Origin of the sequence: Clostridium sp. Marseille-P2415, assembly GCF_900155545.1 — a bacterium.
In the GTDB taxonomy this organism is placed as follows: domain Bacteria; phylum Bacillota; class Clostridia; order Lachnospirales; family Lachnospiraceae; genus Lacrimispora.
Window position 1 is genome coordinate 1 of sequence record NZ_LT732520.1, and the last position, 812, is coordinate 812.

Annotated in this window: 1 protein-coding gene; it reads left to right on the forward strand. The window is 42.6% G+C overall.

Features of this window, described 5'->3' with window-relative positions; genetic code table 11:
• Nucleotides 1-94: 94 nt before the first annotated feature.
• A partial coding sequence (locus BQ9856_RS00030) for a reverse transcriptase domain-containing protein (protein ID WP_235839080.1) occupies nucleotides 95-812 on the forward strand: 718 nt, incomplete at its 3' end.

Genomic DNA, 812 nt, shown 5'->3' on the forward strand with positions numbered 1-812 from the left:
CCAAAGAAGCCAGTAATGATGGCGGAGGGAAGGGGAGTGCATAATAACACTCTTTCTGAGGGCACATTTACCGCACTCAGGGGCGGGAGGATAAATGCAAACGAAATTAGAAAGAATAGCAGACAAATCGGCTCATGAAAGCCGACCGGTATTTACATCACTGTATCACTTGCTGAATGAGGAACTATTGCTTCAATGCCATAAAGAATTAGACGGAAAGAAAGCAACAGGAGTCGATGGAATAACAAAAGAGGAATACAGCCAAAACTTAAGAGAAAACATCAGAAATCTGGTGAAAAGACTTAGGAACAAGGCATATAAGCCGAAACCGACCCTGCGGGTGTATATACCGAAAGCAAATGGAAAGAAGCGTCCACTGGGTATTGCAGTCTATGAAGATAAAATTGTGCAATTAGGACTAAAGAAGATATTGGAAGCGGTATATGAACCAAAGTTTCAGGAGAACATGTACGGATTCCGGCCGAAACGCGACTGTCATATGGCAATCAAAGAAATGTGTATCAGTATCGTGCGAAAGCGTATCAACTATGTTGTAGATGCAGATATCAAAGGTTTCTTCGACCATATGAGTCACGAATGGACAATGAAGTTCGTTGAATACTACATCAAAGACCCGAACATACTCTGGCTGATAAAGAAGTATCTGAAAGCAGGAGTGCTGGAAGAAGGGAGGTATCAGACGAATGAATGGGGATCCGCCCAAGGAAATATCATCAGTCCGATATTGGCAAATATCTACATGCACCATGTGCTGGTGTTGTGGTACAAAGCATACTTTGAGAAACGCGGAA